This window comes from Flavobacterium sp. (genome assembly GCF_035292545.1).
In the GTDB taxonomy this organism is placed as follows: domain Bacteria; phylum Bacteroidota; class Bacteroidia; order Flavobacteriales; family Flavobacteriaceae; genus Flavobacterium.
On sequence record NZ_DATDPV010000045.1, the window covers coordinates 1 to 23,306 of the forward strand.

The window sequence follows — 23,306 nt, forward strand, 5'->3', positions numbered from 1 at the left end:
GTGGTGATCCCCTCTTGATTGGTGATAAGCACGAATAACCATTAATCCGGCATATTCCCCTTGTGCGCCAGAGTTTGGTTGTAAAGTAGTTCCTGCAAAACCAGTAATCACATTTAATTGTTGTTCCAGTTTTTTCAACATTTCCTGATATCCTTCTGCTTGTTCCAATGGAGCAAATGGATGGATGTTGTTCCAGTTGGCCATGCTCAAAGGCAACATTTCTGCTGCAGCATTTAATTTCATGGTACAAGAACCCAAAGAAATCATGGAATGATTCAAGGCTAAATCTTTACGTTCCAACATTTTCATGTAACGCATCAAAGCTGTTTCAGAATGGTATTTGTTAAACACATCATGCTGTAAGAACAAACTCGTTCTGTTCAGATTTTGTGGATAGTTCGTTTGATCTGACAATTCAGAAACTTTTACGGTTTCTTTTCCTGTCGCTTCCGCAAAAATAGAAAGGATGGTATTGATGTTAGCCAAACTGGTTGTTTCGTTGAATGAAATCGAAATCGTTTCCCCATCAATATAATAGAAATTCACTTCGTTTTTCTCTGCAATGGCACGTACTTTTTTCACATCACCTTTTACAACAATTGTGTCGAAGAAAGCCGAATTGATTTGGGAAATCCCTAATTTTTTCAAGCCTTCAGCTGTAGTTACCGCCGAAGCATGTACTTTGTCAGCAATATATTGCAATCCTTTTGGACCGTGGTATACCGAGTACATTCCTGCCATAACTGACAATAGAACTTGTGCAGTACAAATATTTGAAGTCGCTTTATCGCGTTTGATGTGCTGCTCACGGGTCTGCAAAGCCATGCGAAGCGCACGATTTCCATTAGTATCAACCGTTACACCGATGATTCTTCCTGGCATGCTTCTTTTGAATTCGTCTTTTGTGGCAAAATAAGCCGCGTGAGGGCCACCGTAACCTAACGGAATTCCGAAACGTTGCGTAGTTCCAAGTACAACATCGGCACCCATTTCTCCTGGAGGCGTCAATTTTACCAAACTCAAAATATCGGCAGCAACAGCTACTTTTATTTCGTTTGATTTTGCTTTAGCGATAAAACCGGCATAATCATAAACTTGTCCGTATTTTCCTGGATATTGAAGCATAGCTCCGAAAAATTCCGTTGAAAAATCGAAAGTTTCATGATTTCCTATTACTAATTCCACACCAATTGGAGTAGAACGGGTTTGTAAAACCGATAAAGTTTGAGGTAGTATTTCTTCTGAAACGAAGAATTTATTAATGTTATTTTTCTTTTGGTCACGAGAACGAACATCAAACAATAATGCCATCGCTTCAGCAGCCGCAGTGGCTTCGTCCAATAAAGAGGCATTAGCTATTTCCATTCCGGTTAATTCAATAACCATGGTTTGGAAATTCAAAATAGCTTCTAAACGACCTTGTGCAATTTCGGCTTGGTACGGTGTATATGCCGTGTACCATCCCGGGTTTTCAAAAATATTTCTTTGGATAACTGCAGGGACAATTGCCGGATGATAGCCTAAACCGATATAGGATTGGAATACTTTATTTTTATTTCCCAATTGTTGAATATGATTCAGATATTCATATTCAGTCATTGCCGGATCTAAATTCAATGGTGCTTTCAAACGAATATCGTCCGGAAGTGTCTCGTAAATTAAACGATCCATATCATTAACACCAATAGTTTTCAACATATGTTGTAGGTCATTTTCTCTCGGGCCTATGTGTCTTAAAGCAAAAGCATCTGTTCTCATTGAGGTAAAATAAGTTGTGTTTTTAAAGTGCGTAAAATTAAATATTAATTACATAATTAAACCCTTTTTTAACAGCAATTTTTATGAATTTTTCAACTAAAAGAGCTTGTTGTTAACAGTTTGATTAATTTTGTAGTTATGAGGATTATCCAACAGGCATTTGATTTTTATATAAACAGCAGCATACACGTTGCTGTTGCTGTCCTGTCGCTGGTTTTGATGACGAATCACATGTTTCATAATCCAATGGATTTGGCGATGGCAGGTTTTGCTTTTTTCGGGACTATTTTCGGCTATAATTTTGTAAAATACGAAAGTCTGTTTAGAAATAAAAAACCCATTCGAAAACAACTGAAAGCCATGCTTGTCTTGAGTCTGCTTTCTTTTTTGATATCGGTTTTTTGTTTTTTTAAATTGGAATTTAACACACAAATTGCAGCCGTTGTCTTTTTTGGCTTGACCTTGCTGTATACCGTCCCGTTTTTTCCAAATAAAGATAATCTCCGAAATTGGAGCGGTGTCAAAATTTATATTGTAGCTTTTTGTTGGGCAGGAATTACTATTTTACTTCCATTGATAAATGCCGGAACCAGTATTTCAACCGATGTCTTTTTGAAATTTGGGCAACGATTCCTATTGGTCATTATTCTAATCCTGATTTTTGAAATTATCGATTTAAAAAAAGACGCTCCATCCTTAAGGACTGTTCCGCAAAAAATTGGCGTGAAGCTAACTAAGGTTTTGGGTTTGTCATTATTACTACCGTTTTATTTTTTAGAATTTTTTAAAAGCGACTTTAATGAAAACCAGCTTTGGATTAATTTGATTTTGATTGTGATCACCGCTTTGTTTACCATTTTTGCCAATCCGAACCGTTCGAAGTATTATACTTCTTTTTGGGTGGAGAGTATTCCTGTTTTTTGGTGGTTGATGGTAGTTTTATTTCAATAAAAAAACCGAAGCTATAAAACTCCGGTTTTTCTAATAATCTATAACAATCCCGCACGTCTCAACAACGCTTCAGGTTTCGGTTCTTGTCCTCTAAAGCGTTTGTACAAAATCATCGGATGTTCCGTTCCGCCTTTAGAAAGTACATTTTCCTTGAATTTTGTAGCTACTTCTTTGTTGAAAATCCCTTTTTCCTGAAAATATTCAAAGGCATCGGCATCCAGCACTTCCGCCCATTTATAACTGTAATAGCCCGAAGAATATCCGCCTTGGAAAATATGCGAAAAAGCGGTACTCATCGCGTTTTCTTTAACGTCAGGATACAATTGGGTGTCCGCAAATTGTTCGTTTTCAAAAGTTTTGATGTCTTTGATATTGGATGGATCCTGTGCATGCCAACCCATGTCCAACAATCCAAAACTCAATTGGCGCATAGTTGCCATGCCTTCCTGAAAACTCGCGCTTTCCTTGATTTTATGAACCAATTCCATCGGAATCATTTCGTCGGTCTGGTAATGATAGGCAAACAAAGCCAATGCTTCCGGTTCATAGCACCAGTTTTCCAAAATCTGGCTTGGCAGTTCCACAAAATCCCAATAGACATTCGTTCCTGATAAACTCGGATAAGTGGTGTTCGCCAACATCCCGTGTAAAGCGTGACCAAATTCATGAAATAAAGTCGTTACTTCATTAAAAGTTAATAAAGAGGGTTTGGTTTCTGTCGGTTTGGTGAAATTACATACAATCGAAATGTGCGGTCTTTCGTTGGTGCCTTTCTTTATATATTGTGATTTGAATGAAGTCATCCAGGCACCGTTTCGTTTCCCTTTTCTCGGAAAGAAATCAGCATAGAAAATGGCGACTAAATTGTTGTCTTCGTCTTTTACTTCATAGGTTTTTACATCGTCATGGTATTTGTCAATTTCGAAAATTTCCTCGAATGTAATACCATATAATTTTTGTGCCACGGTAAAAACACCATCCAAGACTTTCTCCAATTGGAAAAAAGGTTTCAGTTTTTCATCATCCAGATTGAACAATTGCTTTTTCAATTTTTCTGAATAATAGGCGCCGTCCCATTTCTCGAGTTGTTCAATGCCATCCAATTCTTTAGCGAAAGCTGTCAATTGGTCAAATTCTTTTTGAGCAGCCGGTTTTGCTTTGGCTAATAAATCATTGGAGAAAGTTTTTACTTTTTCGGGACTTTCCGCCATTCGTTCTTCGAGAACAAAATGGGCATGGGTCGCATAACCTAAAACCTGTGCTCTGTCAAAACGCAGTTTGGCAATTTTAAGAACGATTTTCTGATTGTCGAATTCGTTGTTCTGGAAACCTCTGGCACCGGAAGCAATGGCTATTTTTTTGCGCAATTCGCGATTATCGGCATAAGTAACAAACGGGATGTAGCTTGGATAATCCAAAGTAAAAATCCAGCCTTCTTTTTCCTGGTTTTTAGCCAAAGAACGAGCTTCCTCCATAGTTCCTTCCGGTAGTCCTGACAATTCCTTTTCATCAGTAATGTGCATTTGGTAAGCTTGGGTTTCGGCCAAAACATTTTCGCCAAACTGCAAACTCAACTTCGATAATTCTTTGTCGATTTCACGCAATTCCAACTTTTTGTCTTCTGGTAAATTGGCGCCGTTTCGGGTAAAACTTTTGTATTTTTTATCTAAAAGCGTAGTTTGTTCCGGGTTTAGATTTAAGTGCTCTTTTTGTTCGTAAACCGCTTTTACTCTAGCAAATAAATCGGCATTAAGTCGCACATCATTACCAAATTCTGATAATAACGGAGAAACTTCCTGAGCAATTTTTTGAATTTCATCATTGGTTTCGGCTGAATTCAGATTAAAAAAGATACTCGAAATCCGATCCAAAATATGCCCGCTGAAAGCTAAAGCTTCAATTGTGTTTTCGAAAGTCGGTTTTATTGGATTCCTCACAATGGCATCAATTTCAGCTTTTGCCAATTCAATTCCTTTTTGAAAAGCAGGAAAAAAATCTTCGTTTTTGATTTTCGAAAACGGAGCCGTATCGTATTTGGTGGTGAATTTTTTTGTAAGTATAGTCATTGTGGTTTATTTAAGAAAAACAGTTTTATTTTTTAAGATAACAAAGGTAAGGATTTATAAAAATGTATTTTAATGTGGCCAGATTAAAAATCGGCTATTAAAAATTCGTCTGCCAAAGTAATCACAAAATTGTCATTGAAACTTTTAAAGCATTTATGTTATGCCTAAATTGTAACAATAAATTAAATTGAATACTAAAATGAACTATCAGATAAAAATAAAGAATGTCAATACTGTTGATAAAATTGAAGGCTATTGGACTGAAAACGACATCGTTCAATTATTAGGTAAGTTTGGTTTTCCGGATGCTTCCGATGCAGAAAAGGAAAGTTTAAATGATTTGCTTTCAATGGCGATAACCGATTTCGAACCTAAAGAAGCTGCTGCCATTGTATTAGAATATAAATTAGCAGACCATTTGAACGATGGGCAAATTCAGCAGATTTCAAACGATATGCTTATTGATAAAGTGTGTGAGGAATATCCTGAAATTGGACTGCATGCTACTTTATATAATACCAATCAATTGCTTTTTAAAGCGTACAACGGGAAATTTCCAAATGCCAAAGCGACCATTGTCAAATGTTCTATTACGCCTTCGGAAGGAGAAGCCGACAAAGCATTGTCAAAAGAAAATGTTTTAAAACTATTTAGCAAAGGACTTTCGGGCAGCAATATTATCAATAGATTGTTTGACCAACAAATGCATGAAAATACCCCTTTTCCGGAAGCGGAAGACATATTATGGGATTTGTCTACGACGGATAATATCAATTATACCATGAACACTTCTGAAAATTGGCTGAAAAAAGAAGATTTCATCGATTGGGAATTTGAAAGTGCTTTAGAAGAAGTGAAGGATGAGGTATAAAACAACTTAACTGACTCATTTACAGGACTTTTTTGTAAGTTTTTCGCTAATTTTTACTTTTTTTGAACGAAAAAAGAAATAAATCTTATAAAAAATATACACTTTGTCGATTTTTTACATACTTTTGTCGATGAAGATGTGAATGTAACAAATTAATTTTCAGGGTTTTATAAGCTCTTTTTGTCCCAAATCAAAAACAAGTTATAATCCATAAATGATTAATTTGAATTTAAGTTTCCCCGAGCTTAGTATTTACAACTTTTTAAAAAAGCTCCAATTGGAGCTTTTTTTATTTATTTAAATTTTCGGAAGCTTTCTCTACAGCTAATTTCAATTCTTCTTTGTACAAAACAATTTTATCCAAAACAATATTGTTGTGACTTCCAATAATCTGTGCGGCAAGAATACCGGCATTTTTAGCGCCATTCAAAGCGACTGTTGCCACTGGAACTCCGCCGGGCATTTGTAATATCGACAAAATACTGTCCCAGCCATCGATAGAATTACTCGATTTAACAGGAACGCCAATTACGGGAAGTGGTGACATGGAGGCTACCATTCCAGGTAAATGTGCCGCACCGCCAGCACCGGCAATAATAACAGAAATACCGCGGTGGTGCGCATTTTTGCTAAAATCAAACAGCTTTTCGGGTGTGCGATGTGCCGAAACGATATCGACTTCAGTTTCGATGTCAAATTCTTTTAAGATATCGATGGCTTCCTGCATGACAGGCATGTCAGAAATGCTTCCCATTATGATGGCTACTTTCATTTTTATATTATTTAAAGATTGAAAAATTAGTTATAAAACTTTTCAATTATTGAATTCTTATTGACTAATCACTCTAATGGTGTTCTTTACTTCTTCGGCAATTCTTCTAGCTTCTCTGATGTCTTTGTTTACAATCGTGACATGACCCATTTTTCGGAACGGTCGGGTTTGTTTTTTACCGTAAATATGCGGCGTAACGCCATCCCAAGATAAAATCTTTTCGATATTTTTATAAATTACATTACCTGAAAAACCTTCTTCGCCAACCAAATTCACCATGATTCCAGCCACTTTACTATCGGTATTTCCAAGAGGCAAATTTAAAATAGCGCGTAAATGCTGTTCAAATTGCGAAGTGTAACTGGCTTCAATAGTGTGATGTCCCGAATTGTGTGGGCGAGGAGCAACTTCGTTTACCAGAATTTCATCGTCATTAGTCTGAAACATTTCCACGGCTAATAAACCCACGTGGTTGAATTTTTCGGAAACATTTAAGGCGATGGATCTTGCTTTATCCGCCACAGTTTCATCAATTCGGGCTGGACAAATCACATATTCCACTTGATTTGCTTCGGGATGAAATTCCATTTCAACCACAGGGTACGTTTTTATTTCACCTGAAACATTTCGTGCAACAATTACGGCCAATTCATTTTTGAAAGGAACCATTGTTTCGGCGATGCATTCCACGTTGGGTAAATGGTCTAAATCTGAGATTTGTCGAATCACTTTTACGCCATTTCCGTCGTAACCAAATTCAGTGCATTTCCATACAAAAGGCAAATCCAGTTTAGAATCCACTAAGTCGATTACTAATTCTTTTAACGTATGAAAACGTTTGTAATCAGCTGTTGGAATATTATTTTTTTTATAAAAATCTTTCTGAATCCCTTTGTTTTGGATGAGTTTCAAGGTTTTTGGCGAAGGATAAACTTTAATTCCTTCATTTTCTAATTTTTCTAAAGCTTCGAGATTTACGAGTTCAATTTCGAAAGTCAAAACATCGACTTTTTTTCCAAAATTATACACCGTTTCAAAATCCATCAAATCGCCTTTGAAGAAGTGATTACATGCTATTTTGCAAGGCGCTTCATCGCTTGGGTCTAGAACATAAGTCTGGATGTCAAATTTTCGGGTGTCAAACAACATCATTTTGCCGAGTTGTCCGCCACCTAAAATTCCCAATTTAAAATCGGAAGAAAAATAATTCATTTTGTTGTCGTTTGTTGTGGGCAAAGATACTTTATAATGATTGAATAGGAAAATGCTATTTTATTTTCTTCAAAACTTCTCTTGCAACTGCCTTGTAAGCGGCGGAATGTTTCACATAATCTTCAGACAGGATTCGCTGCAATTCGGGATAAATCCAGTCGCTCTTTTTGCCGAATTCAAACAAGGCACGGATAGAATAAGCTTTGGTAGCGACTTTTCCGTTTTCAATAATAAGCCAATCGAAACAAGCTTCAATTATTTTTTGATCTTGAATTTTAGATAATGAAATGTGTTTTGCCAAAAACAGGCAAATTTTAGAAATGGAACGTAACGCACTTTCATTAGTGTAATTTGTAATTTTATTGCAAAATTGATTTAGAAATGGTGTAAGGAAATGGATTTTTTCTTCCAAAACCAATTCCAAAATCCAACACGCCTTGTGATGGTTTTTGTCATTGGTGTCAAAAGCTAATTTTAAAAAGTCTGAAAACAATTCGGGATTGTTCAGAATGAAATCGGCATTTTGCTCCCGACTTGCCCGATGTGCGGTACTGTTTGCTATGTTTTTATAAAGTTCAGAATCCATCTTTAGGTCAAAAAATAAATTTATTTTCAAATGTACGGCATTCTTAATTTTTAAATCTCTAATCTGAATGTTGAAATCGCTATCTTTGCGAATTATTTTAAAACCGAAAAAAGTGATACAACTTCACGATAAACAATTTGTTCCGTTTATTTCTGCCTCAGAAATAGACTTTGCGATAGCGACAATGGCCGCTCAGGTTGAAGCCGACTTTGCTGATGAAACGCCCGTTTTTGTAGGTGTTTTGAATGGTTCTTTTATGGTCGTTTCTGATTTTATGAAACACTATAAAAAACCTTGTGAAGTGAGTTTTATTAAATTAGCGTCTTACGAAGGAACTTCTACCACTCATGAGGTTAAACAACTGATTGGTTTGAATCAGGATTTGACCGGAAGATCGGTTGTCATTATTGAAGATATCGTTGATACAGGTAATACAGTGGTCGAACTGAAAGAATTGTTCAAAAAACAAAATGTAAAACATCTTAAAATAGCTACGTTGTTTTTTAAACCGGATGCTTACAAAAAAGATGTCAAAATTGACTATGTTGGTATTCGAATTCCAAACAAATTTATTGTAGGTTTTGGATTGGATTATGACGGATTAGGCAGAAATTTAGCAGAAGTATATCAACTAAAATAAAATTTAACTACCCAACACACAATCATGATTAATATTGTATTATTTGGAAAGCCAGGCGCAGGAAAAGGAACGCAGGCAGAATTTTTAAAAGAAAAATATAATTTAACACACATTTCAACGGGTGATATATTTCGTTATAATATTAAAAACGAAACAGCTCTAGGGCTTGAGGCCAAAAGTTATATCAACAAAGGTGATTTGGTTCCAGATAGTTTAACTATCAAAATGTTGCAGGATGAGGTCGAAAGACATCCGGAAACTAAAGGTTTTCTATTTGATGGTTTTCCAAGAACTTTGGCACAAGCCGAAGCTTTGGATGCTTTTTTAGCCACTAAAAAATGGGAAGTTACCGCTACAATTGCATTGGAAGCAGATGATGAAATTTTAGTAAAAAGATTGCTGGAAAGAGGAAAAACCAGCGGAAGACCTGACGATCAGGATGAGGACAAAATCAGAAATCGTTACCAGGAATATAATGAAAAAACGGCTCCGTTAATGGAGTATTACAACAAACAGAATAAATTTTATCCAGTAAATGGGATTGGTTCTATAGCTGAAATTACGGAGCGTTTGAGCGCTGTAATCGAAAGTTTGTAAAGAACATACGTTTTCTAATCAACTATGGAAATAGCAATAATATTTTTTTTAATTCTACTGAATGGCGTTTTCTCGATGTCGGAAATCGCATTGATTTCGGCTCGAAAAAACCGACTGGAAAACGCGGCCAAAAAAGGAAATCCAAGTGCGAAAGCAGCATTAGATTTGGCCAATTCACCAAATAAATTTTTGTCAACTGTTCAAATCGGAATTACCTTAATTGGAATTTTAACGGGTATTTTCAGTGGTAAAAAAATCACGACGGATGTTCAGTTGTTTGTGGAAGGATTTGAGAGTTTAAAACCCTTTGCAGATTCTATTGCTGTTGGGATTGTGGTGGTGACACTGACTTTTTTCTCCTTAGTTTTAGGGGAATTATTACCCAAAAGAATCGGATTAAATCACCCGGAAGCAATTGCGAAAGCAGTAGCGCTGCCGATGAAAGTGATTTCTATAATTACAGCGCCTTTTATTTGGTTGTTGACCATTTCGACTGAATTTTTATTAAAAGTATTGATGATAAAACCTTCGGCTGACGGAAAAGTGACCGAAGAAGAAATCAAAGCCATTATCAAAGAAGGAACCGAAGGCGGCGAAGTACAGGAAATTGAGCAAGACATTGTGGAACGTGTGTTTCATATTGGCGACAGAAAAGTAAATTCTTTGATGACCCATAGAAAATCGGTGGTTTTCTTGCCATTGCATTCCAATAAAACTCAGGTTAAAGAGTTTATGTCGAAAGAATTGCATTCGGTTTATCCGGTATATGGCGATAATTATGACGATATTGTTGGGGTTGTCAATCTGAAAAATATATTCTCTCATATTGATGATGACCATTTCAATTTAGAAGCAATTATGACCGATGCACCGTTTATTATGGAACAGACGACTGCTTATAAAGCATTGGAAAATTTCAAAAATAGCGGAATTCATTATGCTTTTGTTTCTGATGAATATGGCGTTTTTCAGGGAATTATCACGTTGAATGATATTTTGGAAGCTTTGGTTGGTGATGCATCAGATTTTTATAAAGATGATTTTCATTTGGTGGAAAGAGAAGACGGGACTTGGTTGGTGGACGGACATTATTCGCTACACGATTTCTTAACTTATTTCGAACTGGATGAATTAATCAATGATTACGAAGTAACTACTGTGAGTGGATTGATAATGACGGAACTTTCTCATATTCCAAAACAAGGAGAAAAGCTGATCTGGCAAAAATTTGAGCTCGAAGTGATCGATATGGATGGTGTGAAGATTGATAAGGTAATGGTGAAAGCATTACAATAATAAAATAGTGGACGGATATAGTTAAACTAAAATCTGAAAACGGAATACTAAAAAAAATGACTGAAGGAAATTTTGTTGATTACGTAAAAATATACGTTTCATCTGGAAAGGGCGGAAAAGGATCTACGCATTTACATAGAGAAAAATTTATTGAAAAAGGGGGACCTGATGGAGGAGATGGTGGTCGCGGTGGACATGTATATTTGGTTGGAAACAAAGGATTATGGACTTTATTCCATTTGAAATTTGCCAGACACGTAAAAGCCGGTCACGGTGGTGATGGTGGAGGAGATAGAAGTACAGGAGCCGATGGAGATGATAAGTTTATTGAAGTGCCATTAGGAACTGTAGTTCGCGATAAAGAAACCAATGAAATTCTATTTGAAATTACCGAACATGGCGAGAAAAGAATTGTTGCTCGTGGTGGAAAAGGGGGTTTAGGAAACTGGCATTTCAGATCTTCAACCAATCAAACACCTAGATATTCTCAACCGGGATTGCCTTCGGAAGAGATTGATATGATTTTGGAGTTGAAAGTATTGGCCGATGTTGGTTTGGTAGGTTTTCCTAATGCCGGAAAGTCAACTTTACTTTCAGTATTGACTTCTGCGAAACCAAAAATTGCCGATTACCCGTTTACAACTTTAAAACCCAATCTTGGAATTGTAGCTTACAGAGATTTTCAATCATTTGTAATTGCCGATATTCCGGGGATTATTGAAGGTGCAGCCGAAGGAAAAGGATTAGGACATTACTTCTTACGCCATATCGAAAGAAACTCAACGTTACTGTTTTTAGTACCGGTCGATACACCGGATATTAAAGGAGAATATGATATTTTAGTCAACGAATTGACAAAGTATAATCCGGAAATGTTAGATAAGGAGCGTATGGTCGTGATTTCAAAATGCGATATGCTGGATGATGATTTAAAAGCAGAATTAAAAGCAGAATTGGATGTTACCTTTAAAGGAGTTCCTTACATGTTTATTTCGTCTGTGGCGCAGCAAGGACTACAAGAGTTGAAAGACAAATTGTGGCAGATGTTGAATGATTAATAAGAGTAAAAAAATTTTAAGATAAAAAAAGGGTTTCAAATTTATTGAAACCCTTTTTTTACGTCTAATCTTTAGACTAAATTTGGAATCCTCAGCACTTGACCAGGGTAAATTTTATCCGGATCTGAAAGCATAGGTCTGTTAGCTTCAAAAATAACATCGAATTTTTTAGCATCTCCATAATATTTTTCGGCGATTTTAGATAACCAATCGCCTTTTTCTACGGTGTGATATTGGGATTCAGGTGCCGGTGCTTTAACGGTCATTTGGTTGTCAACAGTGTCCACGCCTTCCACATTGCCTATAGCCAAAACAATTTTTTCTGAATCAGCCTGGTTTTCCACTTCGCCTGTTAATACAACATCGTCACCTCTTAGTGAAATCTTGATTGTTTTAAACGGCAAGCCTAATCCTTGCACATAACTCAACAAAGCGCTGGCTTTTAATTGTGCTTTCTCTTCTGCCGGCGCTTCCTCTTCTTTCTTTCCGAAAAGTTTGGCTCCGACTCCTTTGATAAATGAAAATAATCCCATAGTTATTGTTTTTATTTAATTAGAAACTAAATTTAGGAAAAAATGCGATTATAACCTATCAAACAATATCAATGTTTTTTAATTTGTGTCTTTGGTTTATTTTAAAAGTTTATATTTTTGAGTAAATTATTTAATAGTAATGTTATTCCCAATGATTTAAAAATGAATTATATTCGCATTTCCAAAAAGTGATGTTAATATCGACTTTGATTGTAACAATTACAACGTTCGACAGACTATTAACAGATATCAATTAACTTTTATAAATTAAAAAAATGAAAAAAATTATTTTATCCTTAATTATGGGTATTATGCTAATTCCTTCAAGCGTAAAAGCTGACGAAGGAATGTGGTTTTTAATGTTCATTGAGCGTTTAAACCACCGCGACATGCAAAAAATGGGTTTGCAACTTACAGCCGAAGAAATCTATAGTGTTAATCACCACAGTTTGAAAGATGCTATCGTTCAGTTCAACGGAGGTTGTACTGCTGAAGTAATCTCAAAAGACGGCTTGGTGTTAACCAACCACCACTGTGGATATGATGCAATTGCAGAACTATCGACATCGGAGAAAAACCTTTTGAAAAATGGTTTTTGGGCACAAAACAGAAAAGAAGAAATTAAACCTTCCAGTCTATATGTTCGTTTCTTTGTCCGTATGGATGATGTTTCAAAACGTATTTTATCAAAAGTAAATGATAAAATGACGGAAGCAGAAAGAGAAAAAGCAGTCAATCAAGAAATTGCTTTAATTGAAAAAGAAAATAACGAAGGCGGAAAATATACTGTTTCTGTTCGTCCTTTTTTCCAAGGAAATGAATATTACTATTTCGTTTACCAAGATTATAAAGACGTTCGTTTAGTTGGTACACCTCCGGAAAGTTTAGGGAAATTTGGTGGAGATACTGACAACTGGGAATGGCCACGTCACACTGCCGATTTCTCTATGTTCAGAATTTATGCAGATGCGAAAGGAAATCCAGCGGATTATTCTCAAAATAATGTGCCATTACAGCCAAAACACTATTTGCCAGTTAGTTTAGGTGGTGTAAAAGAAAATGATTTTGCCATGATTTTAGGTTATCCTGGAAGAACTAATCGTTGGATGCCAGCGGGTGGAATTGAACAAAACGTGAAGTTTGCTTATCCTGCTTGGGTTGAAGGAGCCAAAACAGGAATGGATCAAATGAAAAAATACATGGATCAAAGTGATGCTTTGAATCTGGTGTATGCTTCAAAATTTGCCGGAACCGCAAATTACTGGAAAAACCGTCAGGGAATGATTGATGCCTTAACCAAATTCGGCACAGCAAAATCAAAAGCAGGTCAGGAAAAAAAGTTCAATAAATGGGCCAATAAGAAAGAGAATAAAGCAAAATACGGAAACGTAATCAGCAATATTAATAAATACTACGCTTTAACAAACGAAAAAACGCGTCATGATAACTATTTGCAACAATTGTTCAGAACTTCTGCTTTTGGAACCATAGGCAGAACTTTAGGGAAACAATTGGATAATTACGTTAAGGCGGATGCTGCAAAACGTGCTGAAATGGCTCCTGCTATTACCGAAATGGCTGATGGTATGTTCAAAGAACTTTACCTTCCGGCTGAAAAAGATATTTTAGCTGCGCAATTGAAATTGTATGCAACAAAATCTAAAGGATATGCTATTGCTCCGGCTGTAGAAAAAATCGGTGCAGCAAACAACTACGATTACACTAAATATGTAAATGCTGCTTTAGACTTAAGTATTCTAACTTCAAAAGAAAGAGTAATTGCCTTTTTAGACTTACCAAGTGAAGCAATGTTGGCAAATGATCCATTGTATGTGTTATCTAATGATATGGTGTCTCATTTCAATGCAAAATCAGATGAGGTAGCAAAAGCTCAAAATGATTTCGGATCTTCTTTCCGTTTGTTAGTGGAAGGATTACGTGAATCAAAAATTGGAACTATCAAATATCCGGATGCTAACTCTACTTTGCGTTTAACTTACGGAAAAGTACGTTCGTTGCCAGCTGACAAACGTAATGATGCCAAAATCAATAACTATACTACCATGGACGGTATGGTTAAAAAATACAAAAAAGGAGATCAGGAATTCGATTTGCCAACGCGTTTAATCGACATGAACAAAGAGAGAAACTATGGCCGTTTTGAAGATAAAGATGGTTCTATGCACGTTAATTTCTTAACTGATAATGATATCACAGGTGGTAACTCAGGTTCACCGGTATTAAACGGAAAAGGAGAATTAATCGGTTTAGCATTTGATGGTAACATTGAAGCGATGGCTGGTGATGTAATCTTCGATCCAAAATTGCAAAGAACAATCAATGTTGATATTCGTTATGTTTTATGGGTAATTGAGAATTTCTCAGGCGCTAAACATATTGTAGATGAAATGACTTTGGTTAAATAATTTTTATAATATTTGAATTTAAAAAACCGTTCCGAAAGGAGCGGTTTTTTTTATTAGTTTCATTTCACTATTTTTGAAGAATGAAGTCAATCTTTTATATTTTTCTTTTGATGCCAATACTCCTTTGGTCGCAAACCAATTTCGAAAAAGCAGAAAAGCTATTCGAAGACGGCAAATATGAATCGGCTAAACCTTATTTTGAAAATTATCTAAAAGAAAATCCAAACCACACTGAAACCATTGAATATCTGGGTGATATTTGGGGTCAAAGTAAATCGTGGGATAACGCTATTTTCTATTATAAAAAACTCAAGAAGCTAAAACCATCGGAGGCCAATTATCATTACAAATACGGTGGAGCGTTAGGAATGAAAGCCAAAGACAGCAATAGGTTTATCGCTTTAGGAATGATTGGCGAAGTGAGAACTTCGTTTGAAAAAGCCATAATACTTAATCCCAAACATATTGAGGCACGCTGGGCACTCATAGAAATGTACATACATTTACCCACAATTGTTGGCGGTAGTGAAACAAAAGCGACAAATTATGCTAATGAGTTAGCCAAATTGTCTCCCGTGGATGGTTTTCTTTCTAAAGGACATATAGCCGAACATTTCAAACGATTTTCAGAAGCAGAAAAAAACTATAAGAAAGCCGTAGAAATTGGACATTCAAAGAAATCATACCAAAAGTTAGCCAATTTGTATAAAAATAAAATGAATATGCCCGAAAAAGCAAAATCAGTTTTAGAAGATTTTGCAAAACAAAAAGGATAATTTTTTTGACAAAAACCAAAGTAAATAATCCAACAATCTAATAATTCAATAGTCAAACAATCAAAATAATGCGTACTCATTTTATAGCCATTGGCGGAAGCGCAATGCACAATTTAGCCCTTGCATTGCACAATAAAGGATATCAGGTTACCGGAAGCGACGATGCTATTTTTGAACCATCAAAATCCCGATTAGAAAAAAAAGGCTTAATGCCAAACGAACTCGGTTGGTTTCCGGAAAAAATTACCTCGGATATAGAATCAGTTATATTGGGAATGCATGCCAAAGCTGATAATCCGGAATTATTGAAGGCTCAAGAATTAGGGTTGAAAATTTATTCCTATCCTGAATTTTTATACGAACAATCCAAAAATAAAACCCGTGTAGTCATCGGAGGTTCCCATGGGAAAACGACCATTACTTCAATGGTTTTACACGTGATGCATTTTCATAATATTGAAGTCGATTATATGGTTGGCGCACAACTCGAAGGTTTCGAGACAATGGTGCATCTTACCGAAGAAAATGATTTTATCGTTTTGGAAGGCGATGAATATTTGTCTTCGCCAATGGACAGACGCCCAAAATTTCATTTATACCAGCCAAATATTGCCTTGATTTCAGGGATTGCATGGGATCATATTAATGTGTTTCCAACGTATGAAAACTATGTGGAACAATTTGAAATCTTCATTAAACTAATCACCAATGGCGGTATTTTGGTTTACAACGAAGATGATGCTGAAGTAAAAAAAGTAGCCGAAGCAGCAACCAATCCAATTCGAAAATTAGCTTACAATACCCCAAAATATGCAGTCGAAAATGGCGTAACATTATTGGAAACTCCGGAGGGAGCCATGCCAATTGAAGTCTTTGGAGCACACAATTTGAACAACTTGGCCGGCGCCAAATGGATTTGCCAAAACATGGGTGTGGATGAAGCCGATTTTTATGAAGCGATTGCCAGTTTTAAAGGCGCTTCGAAAAGATTAGAAAAAATTGCAGAAAGCAAAACGAAAGTGGCTTACAAGGACTTTGCCCATTCGCCAAGTAAAGTGGCAGCCACTACAAAAGCAGTAAAAGAACAATACCCAAATAGAAAGTTAGTCGCTTGTTTAGAATTGCATACCTACAGCAGCTTAAACGCAGAATTCCTGAAAGAATATCAAGGCGCACTAGAATTTGCTGATGTCGCTGTGGTTTTCTATTCGCCCGATGCGGTAAAAATCAAACAACTGGAGGAAGTGACTTACGAACAGATTGCACAATCGTTCAACCGGGAAGATTTAATCATTTATACGAATCCAAAAGATTTCAAGGATTATCTGTTTAATTTAAATTTAGATAATTCAGCTTTATTGTTGATGAGTTCAGGAAATTATGGTGGATTGAATTTTGATGAGGTGAAAGGTCTGATTACGAATTAAAAAGAGTTACCAATGTCCGAAAATTCACCGTTCCCGATTACAAATTGGGCAGAAGACGATAAGCCCAGAGAAAAACTGATGCTCAAAGGCAAATCTGCACTCAGTGATGCCGAGTTGATTGCTATTCTTATCGGTTCCGGAAGTCGTAATGAAAGTGCCGTGGAATTGAGTAAAAGAATTCTTGCCAGCATCGATAATAATCTAAATGCTTTAGGGAAATTATCAATTCAACAATTGATGACTTTCAAGGGAATTGGGGAAGCCAAAGCAATTTCAATTGTTGCGGCAATGGAATTAGGTCGAAGAAGAAGGGGAGAAGACGCATTAGAATTACTGAAAATTACCTCAAGCAAAATGATTTTCGAAATGATGCAGCCTATTATTGGTGAATTGCCTCACGAGGAATTTTGGATTGTTTATTTGAATAATTCCAATAAGGTCATTTCGAAATCGCAATTGAGTAAAGGCGGCATTACAGGAACTTTGGTTGACGTTCGTTTGGTATTTAAAACGGCTTTAGAAATGGGAGCAACAAGTGTCATCTTATGTCATAATCATCCGTCGGGAGCATTAACTGCAAGTGATGCGGATAAGCAAATCACCAAAAAATTAAAACTTGCAGGAGAAAGTTTGGATATAAAAGTTTTGGACCATTTGATTGTAACAGAGCGCAATTACTTTAGCTTTGCAGATGAAGGAATTTTATAGAATTCAAACAGAAATAGCCATGATTAAATATATATTCTCAGCATTATTTCTATGGTTTTCCATTGCTACGAATGCGCAAGAAATTAAAAGCACCTTTACCATAAAAGGACAGGTTGAAGGCGATTACACCGGATACATTTATCTCCGCACTTTGGGAATGGACAACATAAAAGACAGCTGTTTGGTCGCAGATAAAAAATTCAATTTTTTCGGGAAATTAGGAAATTCAGCACAAGCTTCTTTGACTTTGAAACCAACTTCTACAGTAGCTTTTTTCTATTTGGAGAATAGCGTTATTGATATAACAGTTTCCACTTCAGTTTTTAAGAATGGTAATGAAGATATCAATGATATAGAAATTAAAAAAATTACAGGCTCTAAAACCCAGGAGTTGATGTCTGCAGTTGATGCATATCAGAAAACAATTGAAAAAAGTGCACTTTCTAAGGAGGATAAAAATAAAAAAATATACAAAAAATATTACGAATTGGTTATCGGAAATCCAGATTATCCCATTCTGGATCTTTTGATTACTAAGTCTAAAAAAAGCGGTTTGCTGACCGTAGATCAAGTGAAAGATTTGTCCTCAGTCGTGGTCGCTAAGAAGAAAATAGAACAAGAGAAAGACAGTTTAGTAATAAAAAATGATCCAAAAATTTCTAAAAAGTTAATGGTTGGAACAAAATTGGAAAATTTTACATTGCCAAACCAAACCGGAAAAAAAATAAGCATCAATGATTTTAGAGGAAAATATGTTTTAATCGATTTCTGGGCATCTTGGTACAAACCGTCAAGGCTCAATAACAAAGAGCTGGTGAAGGTTTATGAGAAATATAAGAATAAAAATTTTGAAATTGTCAGCATCTCCATTGATACCTATGCTGGCAATTGGAAAACTGCCATAGAAAAAGACCAATTAACCTGGAGCAATTTAATCGAGACCGGAGGCTGGCATGGAAAAGTTACCAAACAATTTGAAATCAAAGGAATTCCATTGAACATTCTTTTAGACAAAGAAGGAAAAATACTGGCAGTAAATATAAGAGGTGATTTTCTTTTTGAAAAACTTGATTATCAGTTAAACGTTAATTCTAACAAATAATAAGCCATGAGTGTTTCAGATGTTTTTTTCGATTTAGATCATACGCTTTGGGATTTTGAAAAAAATTCTGCTTTAGCTTTCGAAACGATTTTCGAAAAACATAAAATCGAGGTTAATCTCGAACATTTTCTGGGACATTATGTTCCCATAAATCTAGAATATTGGGAGAGATATCGAAAAGAAATCATCTCGCAAAGTCAACTGCGATACGGCAGACTGAAAGATACTTTTGATTTACTGGATTACAAAATTGAAGACGAGAGCGTAGTGTTTTTGTCCGAGGAATATGTTTGTTATTTACCACAATTCAACCACCTCTTTGACGGTGCTATTGAGCTTTTAGATTATTTAAAACCCAAATATAATTTACATATCATAACCAATGGATTCCACGAAATTCAAAATAATAAATTGAATAACTCGAATATCGGACATTATTTTCAAACGATAACCAATTCGGAAATGGCAGGCGTAAAGAAACCCAATCCGCTCATTTTTGAATATGCATTGAATAAAGCAAATGCAAAAAAGGAAAATAGCATCATGATTGGAGACTGCATGGAAGCAGATATAAACGGCGCTTTAGATTTCGGACTGGATGCGATATTATTTAATGAAAATTGTGCTGAAATCCTTCAGGATATCAAACAAGTGTCTCATTTATTAGAATTAAAAAAATACCTTTAAAACATGAAAAAATATATAGTTTTACTTTTGTTATTGGCTTCAAGTATTGGATATTCGCAATCTATAAACGATTATAAATACGCGATTGTACCCTCAAAATTCAGTTTTTTAAAGGAAAAAGACCAGTATAGATTGAATACAATAACAAAAATGTTCATGGAGAAATATGGCTTTGTGACCTATTTTGACACAGATATTCTTCCAGATGAAGTATCCCGTCAAAACTGCAATAAAGTATTTGTTGATGTTTTGAGTAATGGAAACGTATTTGCGACAAAGCTGACTGTTGTTATGAAAGACTGCAAAAACAACATTTTATTTACATCATCGGAAGGAATAAGCAAAGAAAAGGAATTCAAAATCGCCTATAATCTTGCCTTGAGAGAAGCTTTCAATTCATTTGATGCATTAAATTATAAATATAACGGAACAGTTACAGATATTCAAACTGTAATTGTAAAAACAACAAACGATGGCTCAACTATAAAAAAAGAAGAGCTTCCGGTAATAACGCAAAAAAAGGAAAGTATTAATACTTTAACTGCTTCAAATAACAATTCACTTTTTGCACAACCTATAGAAAATGGATTCCAATTGATAGACAGCACTCCAAAAGTGATGTTGAAAATATTCAATACTTCGGTGAAAGATGTTTTTATTGCAGAAAATAATCAGGGAAAAGGGATTCTGTATCTGAAAAATGAAAACTGGATTTTTGAATATTACGTAGCAGGAAAATTAATTACCGAAGCTTTTAAGATTAAATTTTAATCTTAAATCTTAATACCCATATTTATCTTTCCATCGATTTTTTAAAAACTCACGAGTAGAATTTTCCCGGGAATTGTTTCCGGGATTATAAAGCACTGTTTCGGAAATGGCATCTGGTAAAAATTCCTGCTCTGCAAAATTATTAGCATAATCATGCGAATATTTATATTCCTCACCATAAGCCAATTCCTTCATCAATTTTGTCGGAGCATTGCGTAAATGAATTGGAACCGGCAAATCACCAGTTTGTTTTACCAATTGCTGCGCTTGACCAATTGCCAGATAACTCGCATTGCTTTTGGGAGAAGTTGCCAAATAAATCGCACACTGGCTCAAAAGGATTCTGCTCTCGGGATAGCCAATGGTAGAAACCGCCTGAAAAGTATTGTTTGCCATAATAAAAGCCGTCGGATTCGCTATTCCAATATCTTCGCTCGAGAGAATTAACATTCTGCGGGCAATAAATTTCACTTCTTCGCCGCCTTCAATCATTCTGGCCAGCCAATAAACCGCACCGTTTGGATCGCTTCCGCGAATCGATTTTATAAAAGCCGAAACAATATCATAATGCTGCTCACCCGTTTTGTCATATAAAACTGTATTTTGCTGAACCAGTTGCAATACTTTCTCGTTTGTGATTAAAATCTCGTCTTCATTAGAGGCGTTTACGACGAGTTCGAAAATATTCAATAGTTTGCGTCCGTCGCCACCCGAAAGGCTTAATATGGCTTCTGATTCCTTTAAATTTATTTTTTTATCCTTCAAAAAAACATCATTGGTCATCGCACGTTGCAATAAAGCTTCCAAATCTGCTCTCGAAAATGGATTTAAGATGTAAACCTGACAACGCGACAGTAACGCCGGAATGACTTCAAAACTCGGATTTTCGGTAGTGGCACCAATCAGCGTAATCCATCCTTTTTCGACAGCCGCCAACAACGAATCTTGCTGCGATTTGCTGAAACGATGAATCTCATCAATAAATAAAATCGGGTTTTTTGCTGTAAACAATCCGCCGCTTTGTTTGGCTTTTTCGATCACATCACGAATGTCTTTTACACCCGAATTGATAGCACTTAAAATATAAAACGGTCGTTTCGATTCCTGCGCAATAATTTGTGCCAACGTCGTTTTTCCCGTTCCTGGAGGTCCCCAAAAGATCAGGGAAGGAATAATCCCTTTGGCAATTTGTTGCGTCAACGACCCATTTGGGCCAACCAAATGCAACTGACTCAAATAATCTTCTAATTTTTGCGGACGGATTCGTTCTGCTAAAGGTGCTTCCATGTTGTAAAATTACTCATTTATTTATTTTTTGTGGCAGTAATTTTCGGCATTTTTATAATTCCTTTTCCTGCTTTACGCTGCAATCTTTTCATTGCGATTGGCATTGTGTGTAACGAAAGGATTTTTGAGTTCGCAATGAAAAGGATTTCCACTGCAAACGAAGTTCACTGAACTCAAGTGGAAATAAAAATATTGTGAAGTAATCAGGGCTAAAGACTATTTTTGGGAATTTCTAGTATTGCTTTAAATAGGAAGTAAATCACAGCAACTGACAAAATAGCATTAAAATTTTTTTGGTTGTATTTTTGAGTTCTGTAGAGGAGTCCTAATCATCATTTCTAAATCAAAAACTGTAAATGAACGACAACCATTTCAAATTCTCGCCTTCCGTTTTGATATTGCCATTGTTCTCGGTGTTGCTAATCTGGACAGTTTTTTGGGTAGAAATACGTTTTCATTTCGATTTTGGAGAATGGGGAATTCACCCCAGAACTTTAGAAGGATTGCGAGGTGTCTTTTTTAGCCCTTTTATTCACGGAAACATTGAACACCTTTATAATAACTCCATTCCATTACTGATTTTAGTTGCCGCTTTGCGTTTTTTTTATAGAGAACATTCTTTGAAAATTTTGGGACTTGGCATTTTATTTTCAGGATTATTAACCTGGATTATAGGTCGGGAATCCTATCATATTGGTGCCAGTGGCTTAATCTATGTTTTGGTCAGTTTTATTTTTTTCAAAGGAATGATGACCAAATATTACCGATTGGTAGCTTTATCACTTTTGGTGGTAGTGGTTTATGGCAGTTTGGTTTGGTATGTTTTTCCCAATGTTGAAGAAGGAATTTCCTGGGAAGGTCACTTGGCGGGTTTAATTACAGGCTTTGTTTTTGCGGTAAGCTTTAAAACGCCAGAATATAAAAAAATGATAAAATACGATTGGGAAAAACCAGATTTCAATCCGGAAGAAGATAAGTTTTTACAGCGTTTCGATGCCAATGGAAATTTTGTGAATTTACCTAAAGAAGAGCCTGTAGAGGAATTTGAATCCTATTTTACTTCGAATTTTCCGATTCTATATGAGATCATGGAAAAAAAGGAAAATAATAAAAAAGCAAATGATTTCTCTATTAGCCCCGATAGAGCCGATAGCTCGCTCCGGAACGTAGTGGAGGACTAAAGGGGAAAGCGGGAATTGCAAAAAGAAAAAGACCCGGAACTTTCGCTCCAGGTCTTTCGTGTTTTTATTAAAAAGTATTTTCTAATTAACTTCTTTGGCGTACCGCTTCGTATAAAAAAGCGCCACAAGCTACAGAAACATTCAACGAACCGATAGATCCGAACATTGGTAATTTAGCTTTTTCATCCACAATTTTCAAAACGGATGGATTTACTCCGCGATCTTCCGATCCCATAATGATGGCGACAGGCTCGTTTAAAGAAATATCATAAATGGTTTGATCTGTTTTTTCTGTCGCGGCAACCGTTTTAATTCCGCTTCCTTGCAGTAAGAAAATCGCGTCTTTAATGTGTTCTACTTTACAAATTGGAATATTGAAAACAGCTCCAGCAGATGTTTTTACCGTATCGCCGTTAACAGGTGCTGAACCCGCTTTTTGAACTATAATGCCATTGACACCAGTACATTCTGCCGTTCTGATAATCGCTCCAAAATTACGGGCATCTGAAATTTGATCTAAAACCAAAAACAAAGGCATTTTTCCGTTTTCGACCACAGTTTCTATCAACGTTTCTAAATCGTAAAAAGAGATAGGGGAGAT

The 23,306-nt window shown here is 35.9% G+C and carries 21 protein-coding genes and 1 pseudogene; 14 read left to right on the plus strand and 8 right to left on the minus strand.

What is annotated here, in order from left to right; genetic code table 11:
- A pseudogene (locus VI621_RS07765) lies at nucleotides 1-1,758 on the minus strand (glycine dehydrogenase (aminomethyl-transferring)); the annotation flags it as partial.
- A gap of 138 nt (nucleotides 1,759-1,896) precedes the next feature.
- Between VI621_RS07765 and VI621_RS07770 the strand changes: the two are divergent.
- Nucleotides 1,897-2,709 (plus strand): hypothetical protein, encoded by an 813-nt coding sequence (locus VI621_RS07770; RefSeq protein ID WP_324217812.1) that lies wholly within the window; start codon nucleotides 1,897-1,899, stop codon nucleotides 2,707-2,709.
- A 38-nt stretch (nucleotides 2,710-2,747) separates the two neighbouring features.
- Here VI621_RS07770 and VI621_RS07775 read toward each other — a convergent pair whose 3' ends face one another.
- Nucleotides 2,748-4,775: a M3 family metallopeptidase gene (locus tag VI621_RS07775; protein WP_324217813.1), complete on the minus strand. Its 2,028-nt coding sequence runs from the start codon at nucleotides 4,773-4,775 to the stop codon at nucleotides 2,748-2,750.
- Between the two features lie 199 nt (nucleotides 4,776-4,974).
- On the opposite strand from VI621_RS07775, the gene VI621_RS07780 reads away from it, so the two are divergent.
- Nucleotides 4,975-5,646, plus strand: a complete 672-nt coding sequence (locus VI621_RS07780; protein WP_324217814.1) for a hypothetical protein — start codon at nucleotides 4,975-4,977, stop codon at nucleotides 5,644-5,646.
- 289 nt (nucleotides 5,647-5,935) lie between these two features.
- Here the strand turns inward: VI621_RS07780 and purE are convergent, their stop codons facing one another.
- The 3 genes from purE to VI621_RS07795 are packed head-to-tail and all read right to left on the minus strand — an operon-like array spanning nucleotide 5,936 to nucleotide 8,216.
- Nucleotides 5,936-6,418 (minus strand): 5-(carboxyamino)imidazole ribonucleotide mutase, encoded by a 483-nt coding sequence (purE, locus tag VI621_RS07785; protein ID WP_324217815.1) that lies wholly within the window; start codon nucleotides 6,416-6,418, stop codon nucleotides 5,936-5,938.
- Nucleotides 6,419-6,475: 57 nt separating this feature from the next.
- Entirely contained in the window at nucleotides 6,476-7,630 is a 1,155-nt protein-coding gene (locus VI621_RS07790; RefSeq protein WP_324217816.1) for a 5-(carboxyamino)imidazole ribonucleotide synthase, read from the minus strand.
- A 55-nt stretch (nucleotides 7,631-7,685) separates the two neighbouring features.
- Nucleotides 7,686-8,216, minus strand: a complete 531-nt coding sequence (locus VI621_RS07795; RefSeq protein ID WP_324217817.1) for a hypothetical protein — start codon at nucleotides 8,214-8,216, stop codon at nucleotides 7,686-7,688.
- Between the two features lie 112 nt (nucleotides 8,217-8,328).
- Between VI621_RS07795 and hpt the strand changes: the two genes are divergently transcribed.
- From hpt to obgE, 4 genes are all read left to right on the plus strand, one after another.
- Nucleotides 8,329-8,856, plus strand: coding sequence for a hypoxanthine phosphoribosyltransferase (gene hpt, locus VI621_RS07800; protein ID WP_324217818.1), 528 nt, complete (start codon nucleotides 8,329-8,331; stop codon nucleotides 8,854-8,856).
- Between the two features lie 24 nt (nucleotides 8,857-8,880).
- On the plus strand, nucleotides 8,881-9,453 hold the full coding sequence (locus VI621_RS07805; RefSeq protein WP_324217819.1) for an adenylate kinase: 573 nt from the start codon (nucleotides 8,881-8,883) through the stop codon (nucleotides 9,451-9,453).
- Nucleotides 9,454-9,528: 75 nt separating this feature from the next.
- Complete coding sequence (locus tag VI621_RS07810; RefSeq protein WP_414655486.1) at nucleotides 9,529-10,749, plus strand: hemolysin family protein; 1,221 nt, start codon at nucleotides 9,529-9,531, stop codon at nucleotides 10,747-10,749.
- Nucleotides 10,750-10,805: 56 nt separating this feature from the next.
- Nucleotides 10,806-11,807, plus strand: a complete 1,002-nt coding sequence (gene obgE, locus VI621_RS07815; protein WP_324217821.1) for a GTPase ObgE — start codon at nucleotides 10,806-10,808, stop codon at nucleotides 11,805-11,807.
- Nucleotides 11,808-11,878: 71 nt separating this feature from the next.
- On the opposite strand, the gene lysM is transcribed toward obgE, so the two are convergent.
- A complete protein-coding gene (gene lysM, locus VI621_RS07820; protein ID WP_324217822.1) occupies nucleotides 11,879-12,340 on the minus strand; it encodes a peptidoglycan-binding protein LysM in 462 nt (153 codons plus the stop codon).
- A gap of 275 nt (nucleotides 12,341-12,615) precedes the next feature.
- On the opposite strand from lysM, the gene VI621_RS07825 reads away from it, so the two are divergent.
- The 7 genes from VI621_RS07825 (at nucleotide 12,616) to VI621_RS07855 (ending at nucleotide 20,237) form a co-directional block, all read left to right on the plus strand.
- A complete protein-coding gene (locus VI621_RS07825) occupies nucleotides 12,616-14,766 on the plus strand; it encodes a S46 family peptidase (RefSeq protein ID WP_324217823.1) in 2,151 nt (716 codons plus the stop codon).
- 80 nt (nucleotides 14,767-14,846) lie between these two features.
- Entirely contained in the window at nucleotides 14,847-15,542 is a 696-nt protein-coding gene (locus VI621_RS07830) for a hypothetical protein (RefSeq protein WP_324217824.1), read from the plus strand.
- A gap of 68 nt (nucleotides 15,543-15,610) precedes the next feature.
- Nucleotides 15,611-16,969 (plus strand): UDP-N-acetylmuramate--L-alanine ligase, encoded by a 1,359-nt coding sequence (locus tag VI621_RS07835; protein WP_324217825.1) that lies wholly within the window; start codon nucleotides 15,611-15,613, stop codon nucleotides 16,967-16,969.
- A 12-nt stretch (nucleotides 16,970-16,981) separates the two neighbouring features.
- Entirely contained in the window at nucleotides 16,982-17,677 is a 696-nt protein-coding gene (gene radC, locus VI621_RS07840) for a RadC family protein (protein ID WP_324217826.1), read from the plus strand.
- Between the two features lie 19 nt (nucleotides 17,678-17,696).
- Complete coding sequence (locus VI621_RS07845; RefSeq protein ID WP_324217827.1) at nucleotides 17,697-18,779, plus strand: TlpA disulfide reductase family protein; 1,083 nt, start codon at nucleotides 17,697-17,699, stop codon at nucleotides 18,777-18,779.
- 6 nt (nucleotides 18,780-18,785) lie between these two features.
- A complete protein-coding gene (locus VI621_RS07850; protein ID WP_324217828.1) occupies nucleotides 18,786-19,466 on the plus strand; it encodes a YjjG family noncanonical pyrimidine nucleotidase in 681 nt (226 codons plus the stop codon).
- A gap of 3 nt (nucleotides 19,467-19,469) precedes the next feature.
- Nucleotides 19,470-20,237, plus strand: coding sequence for a hypothetical protein (locus tag VI621_RS07855; RefSeq protein WP_324217829.1), 768 nt, complete (start codon nucleotides 19,470-19,472; stop codon nucleotides 20,235-20,237).
- 9 nt (nucleotides 20,238-20,246) lie between these two features.
- On the opposite strand, the gene VI621_RS07860 is transcribed toward VI621_RS07855, so the two are convergent.
- Nucleotides 20,247-21,524, minus strand: a complete 1,278-nt coding sequence (locus VI621_RS07860) for a replication-associated recombination protein A (RefSeq protein WP_324217830.1) — start codon at nucleotides 21,522-21,524, stop codon at nucleotides 20,247-20,249.
- Nucleotides 21,525-21,880: 356 nt separating this feature from the next.
- Here VI621_RS07860 and VI621_RS07865 point away from each other — a divergent pair, with 356 nt between their 5' ends.
- Nucleotides 21,881-22,705, plus strand: coding sequence for a rhomboid family intramembrane serine protease (locus VI621_RS07865; protein ID WP_324217831.1), 825 nt, complete (start codon nucleotides 21,881-21,883; stop codon nucleotides 22,703-22,705).
- Between the two features lie 85 nt (nucleotides 22,706-22,790).
- On the opposite strand, the gene rlmB is transcribed toward VI621_RS07865, so the two are convergent.
- The coding region (gene rlmB / locus VI621_RS07870) for a 23S rRNA (guanosine(2251)-2'-O)-methyltransferase RlmB (protein ID WP_324217832.1) at nucleotides 22,791-23,306 on the minus strand (516 nt) is incomplete at its 5' end.

Excerpts from the sequence above, each read along its gene's own strand:
- VI621_RS07855 (WP_324217829.1), top strand. The coding sequence starts at position 19,470 with ATGAAAAAATATATAGTTTTACTTTTGTTATTGGCTTCAAGTATTGGA.
- VI621_RS07790 (WP_324217816.1), bottom strand. The coding sequence starts at position 7,630 with ATGAATTATTTTTCTTCCGATTTTAAATTGGGAATTTTAGGTGGCGGA.
- VI621_RS07830 (WP_324217824.1), top strand. The coding sequence starts at position 14,847 with ATGAAGTCAATCTTTTATATTTTTCTTTTGATGCCAATACTCCTTTGG.
- VI621_RS07825 (WP_324217823.1), top strand. The coding sequence starts at position 12,616 with ATGAAAAAAATTATTTTATCCTTAATTATGGGTATTATGCTAATTCCT.
- VI621_RS07780 (WP_324217814.1), top strand. The coding sequence starts at position 4,975 with ATGAACTATCAGATAAAAATAAAGAATGTCAATACTGTTGATAAAATT.
- VI621_RS07770 (WP_324217812.1), top strand. The coding sequence starts at position 1,897 with ATGAGGATTATCCAACAGGCATTTGATTTTTATATAAACAGCAGCATA.
- VI621_RS07845 (WP_324217827.1), top strand. The coding sequence starts at position 17,697 with ATGATTAAATATATATTCTCAGCATTATTTCTATGGTTTTCCATTGCT.
- obgE (WP_324217821.1), top strand. The coding sequence starts at position 10,806 with ATGACTGAAGGAAATTTTGTTGATTACGTAAAAATATACGTTTCATCT.
- VI621_RS07775 (WP_324217813.1), bottom strand. The coding sequence starts at position 4,775 with ATGACTATACTTACAAAAAAATTCACCACCAAATACGATACGGCTCCG.
- VI621_RS07795 (WP_324217817.1), bottom strand. The coding sequence starts at position 8,216 with ATGGATTCTGAACTTTATAAAAACATAGCAAACAGTACCGCACATCGG.
- VI621_RS07865 (WP_324217831.1), top strand. The coding sequence starts at position 21,881 with ATGAACGACAACCATTTCAAATTCTCGCCTTCCGTTTTGATATTGCCA.
- VI621_RS07810 (WP_414655486.1), top strand. The coding sequence starts at position 9,529 with ATGTCGGAAATCGCATTGATTTCGGCTCGAAAAAACCGACTGGAAAAC.
- radC (WP_324217826.1), top strand. The coding sequence starts at position 16,982 with ATGTCCGAAAATTCACCGTTCCCGATTACAAATTGGGCAGAAGACGAT.
- VI621_RS07835 (WP_324217825.1), top strand. The coding sequence starts at position 15,611 with ATGCGTACTCATTTTATAGCCATTGGCGGAAGCGCAATGCACAATTTA.
- lysM (WP_324217822.1), bottom strand. The coding sequence starts at position 12,340 with ATGGGATTATTTTCATTTATCAAAGGAGTCGGAGCCAAACTTTTCGGA.
- VI621_RS07805 (WP_324217819.1), top strand. The coding sequence starts at position 8,881 with ATGATTAATATTGTATTATTTGGAAAGCCAGGCGCAGGAAAAGGAACG.
- VI621_RS07850 (WP_324217828.1), top strand. The coding sequence starts at position 18,786 with ATGAGTGTTTCAGATGTTTTTTTCGATTTAGATCATACGCTTTGGGAT.
- VI621_RS07860 (WP_324217830.1), bottom strand. The coding sequence starts at position 21,524 with ATGGAAGCACCTTTAGCAGAACGAATCCGTCCGCAAAAATTAGAAGAT.
- purE (WP_324217815.1), bottom strand. The coding sequence starts at position 6,418 with ATGAAAGTAGCCATCATAATGGGAAGCATTTCTGACATGCCTGTCATG.